A 9,261-nucleotide genomic window follows, 5' to 3' on the forward strand; every position below is an offset into this window, starting at 1 on the left:
ATACGCGCCTGAACCGCCGATACCTTAGCGACAGCGCTGTAGCGAACTCGCCGCAAGGCAACCACAAGGAATACGGCTATTTCACCTCCATATCCGGCCCCTCGGGGGCGCGGCTAACTGTGATTGCCGGAACCCGTGATGCAGGGCTTGCCGGTGTCGCTCAGGCCATGTCGGATGCACGGATAGCCAAGTCGCTCAAGCTATCCGGTGATGGCGGCGTGGAAGCCATCATCGAAGCCCCCGGCGAGGCCGCAATCGGTGTCTCGCCGAGGGTTATTGCCATGGCACCGCGCGCGGCGCGTTGAAGGCCTAGTTTGCGGCCGTGAACGGGGTCGGGTTCAAAGGCCTTGGCTCGTGGCTGCTGTCGGTGATGACTGCCGAGCTGGTAAAGCCGCCCGTGGCGTGCAGGCGCAGGGTCACAGGGTCAACCGTGCGGTTCTGCCAGTGCCAACCGTGGATGCCGGTGAATGCCGCCGTGTAAACGCCGTTCATGCCTGTGGAATCGCTGATGTCGTAGCTCTCTGTCAGAGCTTCGCCGCCTTCGTCCGGATGGGCATGCAGATCGGAACGGACGGTGCCGGTCGCCGTCCACGAAAACGCGATGCGAGCCTTTTCGGGTGCGGTGTATTTCAACTCGATGCCTTCATACGGGGCGAGGACCACCTCGTAGTAATCGACTTGGCCGGCGACAGGCTGCGGTGCGCTGTCAGAGGTGACTAGCACGCCCTCGCGTTTGGCTCCGCGAACTTGCTCTTCGTTCATTTCGGCCTGAGGCGCAGCGGATTGTTGCTGCTGGCCGCATGCCGCCACGAAGAGGGTGAGGATCGCCGCAGTGCAGACCAGTTGGCGGCGGTTAGGGCGCTGGATCATAGACATGGCTCCGTTCTAGCGTCCCGATCCCGGGATTTTTTCCGGTTCGACAGGGGGCTGATAGGTTTGGTGACAGGCGGCGCAGACGTTGTAGATTTCGCTGCCGACTTCCATCACGGCGTCCGCGTCGCGCGCTTCGGCTGCGGCCTCGGCCCGTATCGCGATCTTTGTGAGGGCGTCGGAGTATTCTAGCCAGTCGTCACCCTTACCGTCGGCAAACACGGGGTTCTTCAGCAGGGCACCCATTTCGGCCAGAGTAGCTGCAGACGATCGCGTCGCCAGCCAGCCCGCGTCGGTCGTCGGCGTGAGGTCCCGCACACCGTTTTCGTCGGAGATGCTACCGGTCGATTTCCAGTAAACGTCAGCCTGCGGTTGGACCACGAACTGCATCAGGGTTTTGATGTCGTGGGCAGGCTGGATCGTCGGGGCAGGCTGCTGCGGCGAGCACCCCGTTGCTGCGACGATGGCCATGCCGGAGCCAATGATTGTCAGTGCGCGAATGATGGTCTGCCGGTGCATCGCTTGCCCTCGAATTGAATAGGCTAAGATTGTGCCCTTCTATCCGCGCGCGTCAGTTATTTACGGTATCTGTAACCGTTACTTCTTATGGGTAACAATTATCATGTCCTGACCCAGGCGTGGAGAAAGGTTAAGGCAGGTCCGTTGCGTTATTTATAAAAACACATGTCAGATCATAACCTTATGAAGTTGTTCTAAGGTCTGGTTGTTAGATGGGGTGAGGCCCTAACGGGTAACGGAAGTCGTTACTGTAAATAACTTTCTGTCTCGGTCTGCGCGAGCGAACCTGTCAGTGTAAGTGTGACGGGATGGCTCGGTTGTGGTGACTTTCAAAGGCATATCTGGGCTCGGAGGAGTGGGCATGTTGGCCGCATCTGCGCTGACCTTGCCGTCGGTAGTTCACGCCGAAGAGCCTACCGTTCTGACCCCCGTTGTGGTCACCGCAACGCGCGGTGCGCATCACATCAAGCTCGATCAGATTGGCGGGTCAGCTTCGATACTCACCCCCGAAGACCTCCATGACCGGCAGACTCGTGTCGTCACCGATATCCTTCGCGACATCCCCGGCGTGTCGGTCAGCCGGTCCGGTGCAGCGGGCAACTTCACCCAGGTCCGTTTGCGCGGGGGAGAGGCCAACCACGTCCTGATGTTGATTGACGGTGTCGAAGTCTCCGACCCTTTTATGGGCGAGTTTGATTTCGCCACTCTGCTGGCGGACGACGTGGCCCGCATCGACATATTGCGCGGTGCGCAAAGCGCGCTCTACGGCTCCGACGCCTTGGCGGGCGTCATCAACTACATCACCCCCAGCGGGCGCGAGGCATCCGGACTGTCCGCCAGAATCGAAGGCGGCAGTTTCGGGACCTATGGTTTGGCGGCCCGCTCCGGTGGATATGGTGATCGATGGGATGCGGTCGTCAGTGCTTCATTCCAGCACAGCGACGGATACGCCACCGGCACCCACGGGCACCGTAATATAGGCTCGGACATCGGCTCGCTATCGGCGCGTGGGGGAGTGGACGTGTCTTCCGCTATCCGCATTGGGGGCGGGCTGCGCTGGACGCGCACCGAAGCAGACACCAACGGTCAGGATTACGCTACCGGTTGGATCATCGATACGCCCGGCGCGTTCGGCGTGGTCGACAGCCTGTATGCCGATCTGGCCCTGACCTACGGTCCCGTCGACAGTCGCTGGAGGCATGATGTTTCGCTTCAGCATGTGTCGGCTAATAGGGACGATTACGCGCAATCCGGCCGTACGGGCGGTGGCGAGGGCACCCGATCCAAAGCCTCCTATACCGCAAGCGGCAGCTACGAAGCGGGAGTGGTGGACCACCAGTTCACGCTGGCCATTGATGCCGAGCGGGAGACATTTCGTAATAGCGCACCCGAAATGACGGGCGGGCCCGACACCACGGAACGCAGCCGACAAACGCTGGGCGTGGTGGGGCAGTATAATCTTCTGGCGGACGGATGGGGCGGCGGTCTGGCACTGCGTCATGACTGGAATGACGGGTTCGCGGATGTCTGGACTTATCGGGGCCATGCCTATCGCGAACTGGGCCAGCTGCGGCTGCGGGCCAGCGCGGGATCGGGCGTCAAAAATCCCGGCCAAACCGAGATGTATGGCTACAATGCTTCGGCCTATCCCTTCGTTGGCAATCCGGCTCTGAAACCCGAGACATCCGTGGGTTGGGAGGTCGGCGGCGACTGGGCTCTCGGAACAGACCGTCAGTTGTCGGTGACCTATTTCCACGCGCGGCTGAAGGACGAAATCTACGGCGTCTATAACGTCGATCCGGCTCTGTGCGCCCTCACACGCCAGCCTGTCCCCGTCAGTTGTTCGACCAGCGGCAATCGCGACGAGGTGTCAAAGCGGCAGGGCATTGAGGCTGCGCTGTCGTACCGCCTGAACGATATGCTGCGCTTGCAGATGGCCTATACCTATCTGGATGCGACAGAGGACGGTCAGCGCGAGATCCGCCGTCCGGCCCACATCGCCAGCGCCAACCTGAACTTACGCTCTCGCGACGGCCGAAAGCAGGTCAATGCGACCGTGCGGTACAACGGCGAAAATCTGGATACCGACCATTCGGTCTATCCGTCGCAAACGGTGACGCTGTCGCCTTTCTGGCTGGTCAATCTGTCCGGCAGTTGGGCGCTGAGCGAACGGTCAGAGGTGTTTGGCCGGATCGAGAACCTGTTGGACGAGGATTATCAGGAAATCCTGAACTACAGGGGCGCGGGACGCGCGGCCTATGTCGGCGTGAGGGTTCGCTACTGATGGCCAGCTTTAGTGTCTCTGCGATCTGGCTGTGCTGCGTTATGGCGGCGGCGGGGCTGCTGTCGGCGGTGTCGCGACCATACGGTGTGCTGGGCGGGGTAACCGCAGTTGCCGCGTGTTTTGGCCTGTTACGGTTACAGCCTGCAGCGGAATGGATTGGCGTGCTCAGTGCCGTTTTCGCGCTCTCGGGACTTTTCGCAGCCCGTCGCCAGCCTCTGGTGTCGAGTATCTTGGCAGGTGTTGTTCTGGGCGCAGGGATGGCGCTTTACACAAGCTCCGGCGTCCATGCGGGTTTGTCCCTCGGCCTGGGGGTGATCACGACCGCAGTCGCTGTCGCCGTTATGCAAATATGCGACCCTAATCCGCGCTGGGCAGGTCTGGTGACAGCTGTCGCGGCGAGCGGAGTAATGGTTCTGGGGCTGGTTCCGAACTGGATTGCTCGCTGGTCGGCCATCCAAGCCGATCAAGGCGGTGCTTCGGCCGCATTGTCGCAACTTATTCCATTCTGGGCCGTCGCCGCGCTGCTGGCTGTCGCGGTGCTGGGGGCATTTATCGGGTCGAGGGGAGAGAGATGACGGTCTTGGGGTTGCTCGAAAACGGGCTGTTTGCGCTGGGGCAGGTGCTGCGCCTGCCGGTGATGCTGGCTCTCTGGCTATGCGTGTTTGCCGTGGTCTTTCACGTCGGACTGGCGGCTTCGGCCTCGGCCAGGCGGCTGGTCGCGAAGCAGAAGTTCGATGTGAAAAACTGGATAAACGGCGGGGCTGTTTTAGGCGCGCCCCGGTCCCGTGTTGCCGAACTGCCGGCGGCTTTGTCGCGCTTCATGCAGGCGGTCCAGAAACAGTCCGTCGAGGGTTCTTTGCAAAACGGCGGGCTGGAAAATCTTCTGGCCGCACATGAAGAGGCGCTGCGTCGGGGAACCGAAGTCCCGCGCGCCCTTGTGAAGGTCGCGCCCAGCCTTGGCCTGCTGGGCACGTTGATCCCGATGGGGGCGTCTTTGTCGGCGATGTCCGGCGGTGATTTGAACGCCATGGCGGCGCACATGGTTGTCGCCTTCACCACGACAATCATCGGCATTGCTGTGGGGACGGTCGCCTATGTGGTGGTGGTGATGCGCCAGTCCGAAACCGCTCGTACGTCCCGACAGATGCGCTACCTCGCTGAAGTCGTCGCGGCAGAAATAGGCGCTGGCTGATGGGGCGTTTTCTCAAGATCACGCCGCCCGACGAGCCCGCAGACGAAGATCCGCTATCGGGCATTGCCAACCTGTTTGATGTGTCGATCGTGTTTATCGTGGGTCTGATGATCGCGCTGTTTTCCAACTTCGGCTTGGGGGCGTTTCTGGATCACGACAGCGATGTGACCATGGTCCGCACGGATGCGGAGGGTCGTCAGGAGATGATCGTCAAAAAGGGAGAAACCATCGAAGCCTATAAGATGACGGCCCAATCGGGCACCGGCGACGGGACGCGACTGGGAACAGCCTATCAGCTTGAAAACGGGCAAGTGATCTATGTGCCCGAAGCGCAGGACGGCGAATGATCCGGCTGGGCAGGCTCTGCGTTGTTATGGGTTCGCTGTGGCTGTCCCTGACAGGGATGGCCACTGGAAACGTCTATGCCGGCCCACGGGTGAAGGTCACCTATGTGGTCTCGGATTCCGCAGTTCCTGCCGCCGTCAACGCCTTGGGCGACCTGACGAATGAACGCCCGGACCTGAAGGGGCGGGTACAGCTCAAAGTGATTTCCGAAAGCTCGGCTCAGGGCGTTGTGGCGCAGGACGTATTGGATAGTCACGTCCTCGTCTTCGACATGATGAACGAGCAGATGCTGGGCGGCATCGAGGCCGAAGCAGGCACTGACATCATCGCCGCGGTCGCGCGAAATGGAACGGTGCTGGCGGTCGGCGAGGGGCTTAGTCCCGCCACGACGTTCGAGGCACGCGGGGCCACGGTGGATACACGCGCTTCGACCTATTGGGCCCATGCCGGAGCCTCGAACCATCTTGGACTGCTGAAGTTGGCGCTGGGCTATGCCGGTGTCGAGGGGCTGACCTTGCCGGAGCCGGTCCGTTCGATGGACTTTGGCTATTACTACCCCTCAGGCCGCGACGGGCAGGTGTTTGCGGACTGGTCCACATTTGCCGCCAGCACACAGGCCGCATTGGATAAGCCCCGCATCGCAGTCGGCTTTTTCAAAGCCAACTACTACAGCGGCGATATGGCGGTGGTAGATGCTCTGGTGCGCGAGATCGAGCGCCAAGGCGGGCAGGCCATTCCCTTCTTCGGCTACCCCGGCCCTGTGGCGCTTCAGCGTCTGCTGACGGACGGTGACGGTCGCCCGAGAGCGGATGCGGCCATCGCCATGAATATGCAGTTCGCGGATGCCGGATCGGACGCTTTGGTGAAGTCAGTGGGTATCCCCGTCATCAATGGCATTACGCTTTACGGCCGCAGCGAGGCGGAATGGCGCGTATCGACCATGGGGCTGACCAGCTTCGAGGGCACGTTCAACGTGGCCGTACCGGAGCTGGCGGGAGCGGTGGCCCCCACGGTCATCGGCTCTTCGGAAAAGCGAGTGGACAGCGAAACCGGTCAATGGATGGTCAGCACCCACCCCATTGACGAGCGGGTCCGCACAGCCGTCGAGCGTGCGATGGCTCATGCCCGCCTACGTCGCACGAACAATGCGGATAAGCGGATTGCGCTCGTCTACTACAACTATCCTGCCGGTCGGGCGAACGTCGGAGCGAGTTACCTCAATGTCGCAGAGACTGTTCACAACCTTCTGACTTCATTGAAAAATGAAGGATACGACATTGGCGGCGAAGTGCCTGACGAACATGCGCTCCTTGCTCGCATGACCGAGGGTGCCCGCAACGTCATGGGGGCGGCACCGGGCGAGTTGGAGCAACTGATTGCGACCGGCGATGTGATCCGCATCGAGCGTGAGCAGTATGCGGGCTGGCTATCTAAACTGCCCAAGGCCTTGAGGGAAAAGATCGTCGCCGACTGGGGGGCAATGGCGGACGGCGGGCCGATGGTGGCTGCTGACGGGGCGTTGATCGTTCCCGCGCTGCGCTTTGGCAAGGTGGTGCTGATGCCCCAGCCCGCGCGAGGATGGGGCGAGAACCTACAGGCGCTTTACCATGCGAAAAATCTGGCCCCGCATCATCAGTATGTGGCGGCCTATAGCTGGCTGAAGGACGACTTCGGGGCGGACGCGATTGTCCATATCGGCACGCACGGCACGCTGGAATGGCTGGACGGAAAGGATGTCGGTCTGGGGCCAGAAGATGCGTCGGACTTACTGATAGGCACTATGCCCCACGGCTACATCTACAACGTCGATGTGGTGGGCGAGGGGCTGGTCGCCCGCCGTCGCAGCGCGGCCGTCCTGGTCGACCACATGGTCCCGCCGTTCGTGGCGGGTGAACTGACTGACGATCTGGCCAAGCTTAGCGAACTGGTGAATGACCACAGCGTCAACGAGGGCAAAAATCCGGAGCTAGCGACCCTTTACGCCCGTCAGGCGCGGGATCAGGCCATCGCTATGGGACTGGGCAAAGACTTGTCGCTCGACCCTTCGGCAGAATGGACCGATGAGGATATCCATCGTCTCGAGGACTATATTTTGGAGCTGAAAGCCCAGACCATTCCCTATGGCATGCACGCGTTCGGACGCACGCCCTCCGACGAGGCCATCGCCAGCACGGTTGGGGCGGTCGTGGGTGTCGACCGTCAGGTGTCGCTGGGCCAGGAAGCCATTGATGCGGCCGATATCGAGGCCCGCATCCGCGCCTCCGGTCCGCGCGAACTACAGAGCTTGGTGGACATGTTGTCGGGCCGGTACATTAGCGGCGGAGTGGGGGGCGAGCCTGTGCGAAACCCTGACGCCTATTCGACGGGCAAGAACTTCTACGGTCTGGACCCTGACAAGCTGCCCAAGCCGGTCGCCTATCAACTAGGCGTGCGACTGGCCGAAGAGTTCCTTGCGGGGCAGCGGGACCGCGCCGGCGACTATCCGCGCAAGGTGTCGTTCGTGATCTGGGGCGACGAGACGATGCGTCATGAAGGCGTTCTGGAATCCCAGATATTCCATCTGCTGGGCACACGTCCTGTTTGGGATGCGCGGGGCAAGGTGGTCGATGTCGAGTTGATCTCGCGCGCCGAGCTGGGACGCCCCCGTGTGGACATCGTTATTGCGTCCGCCGCTGAGGGCATGTTCGCCAACCTGACCCGTCTTCTCGATAAGGCCGTGCAACTGGCTAAGGACGCCGAAGAACCGGACAATGCCGTGCGGATCAACTATCTGGCGATGCGCGATGAACTGGTACGCAAGGGGGTGTCAGCCGATGATGCCAACCGCATGGCTGCGGTACGGATTTTCGACGAGCCGCCCGGCCAGTTCAACCTGAACACCTCGTCGATAGCGGCGGCCAGTGGCTCTTGGGACGACAGCTCTGGCATGGCCAACGACTACATCCAGAAGATAGGTCACGCCTTTGGCGCGGGCTTCTGGGGCGAGGCGATGCCGGAGGTGTTCAGCATGGCGCTGGCAGGGACGCAGGCGGTCATCCACTCCAGTTCGACCACCCTTTATGGCGCGCTCGATAATGACGACATGTACATGTACATGGGCGGCCTGAGTGTAGCGATCCGCTCGGTGACCGAGGGCGGGCAGGGGCCGGATCTCTACATCACCAACACCCGCGATCCCGACCGCCCCGCGATGTCGGATATTCACTCCTTTATCGGTACCGAGTTCCGCTCCCGTTACGTCAATCCGCAGTGGATACGGGGCATGCAGTCCGAAGGCTATGCAGGCGCAGGTGCCATCCGAGAGTTCGTTGAATACATGTGGGGCTGGGAGGCCACGGTCTCCGATACGGTCGACGACGCCATGTGGAAGGAGACTTTCCAGACCTATGTGCAGGACAAGCACGATCTGGGCATGAAGGCCTATTTCGAGAGCCAGTCACCCTATGCCTATCAGGACATCACCGCCCGTATGATCGAGACGATCCGCAAGGGTGCGTGGGCGGCCGATACCCAAACGCGGCAGACCCTGGTGGAGGAATACCTCTCCAGCATCGAGGCTCACGGCGTGAACTGTACCGAGGTCAGCTGTGGCAATGGCCGGATGGTCGAATATGTTCTGCAGAGCGCCGCCGAACTGGGTGTCGCGCGTGATCGGATCGACGCCGTTCAGCAGTCGTTCGAAACGGCCATGGGGCGCACTGTGGCTGAGGCCGCTGCCGAACTGCGCGACTTCGTCGCCGTGAATGAAGGCAAGGTCGCCGATGTCGGGCGCGCTGGGTTGCAGGCGTCTGTAGCCACCCCTGAAGCCTCGAACCCGCCTGCGACCACCACCCCTGCGGCTGCCAGTTATGGCGCAAAGCCGACATCTGGCGGTAGCCTCGAAGGCTTTGTGATGGAACGCTCGTCGCCGACCATGCCGAAACTGCCAGCACCGCAGGTCGCACAGCCGGTCAAGCTGGCGTGGTGGGACGTGGTTTGGCCGGTGGTCGTAATTCTGGGCGGGCTGTGTGTGCCCTTGGTTCGGTGCTGTCAGTCTAACGCTAAAGGTGCT

General features: G+C 61.6%; 8 protein-coding genes. 6 read left to right on the forward strand and 2 right to left on the reverse strand.

Going from position 1 to position 9,261, the window contains the following annotated elements:
• Positions 1-305: hypothetical protein (locus OB03_RS10750; RefSeq protein ID WP_461344136.1), on the forward strand; the 305-nt coding region annotated here is incomplete at its 5' end.
• A 4-nt stretch (positions 306-309) separates the two neighbouring features.
• On the opposite strand, the gene OB03_RS10755 is transcribed toward OB03_RS10750, so the two are convergent.
• Both OB03_RS10755 and OB03_RS10760 read right to left on the reverse strand, forming a co-directional pair.
• On the reverse strand, positions 310-870 hold the full coding sequence (locus OB03_RS10755) for a hypothetical protein (protein ID WP_461344137.1): 561 nt from the start codon (positions 868-870) through the stop codon (positions 310-312).
• Between the two features lie 15 nt (positions 871-885).
• Positions 886-1,389, reverse strand: coding sequence for a hypothetical protein (locus OB03_RS10760; RefSeq protein ID WP_461344138.1), 504 nt, complete (start codon positions 1,387-1,389; stop codon positions 886-888).
• Positions 1,390-1,750: 361 nt separating this feature from the next.
• Between OB03_RS10760 and OB03_RS10765 the strand changes: the two genes are divergently transcribed.
• The 5 genes from OB03_RS10765 to OB03_RS10785 all read left to right on the forward strand — a co-directional run.
• Positions 1,751-3,673 (forward strand): TonB-dependent receptor plug domain-containing protein, encoded by a 1,923-nt coding sequence (locus OB03_RS10765; RefSeq protein ID WP_461344139.1) that lies wholly within the window; start codon positions 1,751-1,753, stop codon positions 3,671-3,673.
• Positions 3,673-4,248 carry a hypothetical protein gene (locus OB03_RS10770; RefSeq protein ID WP_461344140.1) on the forward strand — a complete coding sequence of 192 codons (576 nt, stop codon included), beginning with the start codon at positions 3,673-3,675 and terminating at the stop codon, positions 4,246-4,248. Before OB03_RS10765 ends, OB03_RS10770 begins: the two co-directional genes overlap by 1 nt.
• Positions 4,245-4,865 carry a MotA/TolQ/ExbB proton channel family protein gene (locus tag OB03_RS10775; RefSeq protein WP_461344141.1) on the forward strand — a complete coding sequence of 207 codons (621 nt, stop codon included), beginning with the start codon at positions 4,245-4,247 and terminating at the stop codon, positions 4,863-4,865. Before OB03_RS10770 ends, OB03_RS10775 begins: the two co-directional genes overlap by 4 nt.
• A complete protein-coding gene (locus tag OB03_RS10780) occupies positions 4,865-5,212 on the forward strand; it encodes a DUF2149 domain-containing protein (protein ID WP_461344142.1) in 348 nt (115 codons plus the stop codon). Before OB03_RS10775 ends, OB03_RS10780 begins: the two co-directional genes overlap by 1 nt.
• Positions 5,209-9,261: cobaltochelatase subunit CobN (locus tag OB03_RS10785; RefSeq protein WP_461344143.1), on the forward strand; the 4,053-nt coding region annotated here is incomplete at its 3' end. The genes OB03_RS10780 and OB03_RS10785, both read left to right, overlap by 4 nt.

Source organism: Brevundimonas sp. GN22, from assembly GCF_054824005.1.

Coding starts and splice junctions, on each gene's coding strand:
- OB03_RS10755 (WP_461344137.1), bottom strand. CDS start 870: ATGATCCAGCGCCCTAACCGCCGCCAACTGGTCTGCACTGCGGCGATC.
- OB03_RS10760 (WP_461344138.1), bottom strand. CDS start 1,389: ATGCACCGGCAGACCATCATTCGCGCACTGACAATCATTGGCTCCGGC.
- OB03_RS10765 (WP_461344139.1), top strand. CDS start 1,751: ATGTTGGCCGCATCTGCGCTGACCTTGCCGTCGGTAGTTCACGCCGAA.
- OB03_RS10770 (WP_461344140.1), top strand. CDS start 3,673: ATGGCCAGCTTTAGTGTCTCTGCGATCTGGCTGTGCTGCGTTATGGCG.
- OB03_RS10775 (WP_461344141.1), top strand. CDS start 4,245: ATGACGGTCTTGGGGTTGCTCGAAAACGGGCTGTTTGCGCTGGGGCAG.
- OB03_RS10780 (WP_461344142.1), top strand. CDS start 4,865: ATGGGGCGTTTTCTCAAGATCACGCCGCCCGACGAGCCCGCAGACGAA.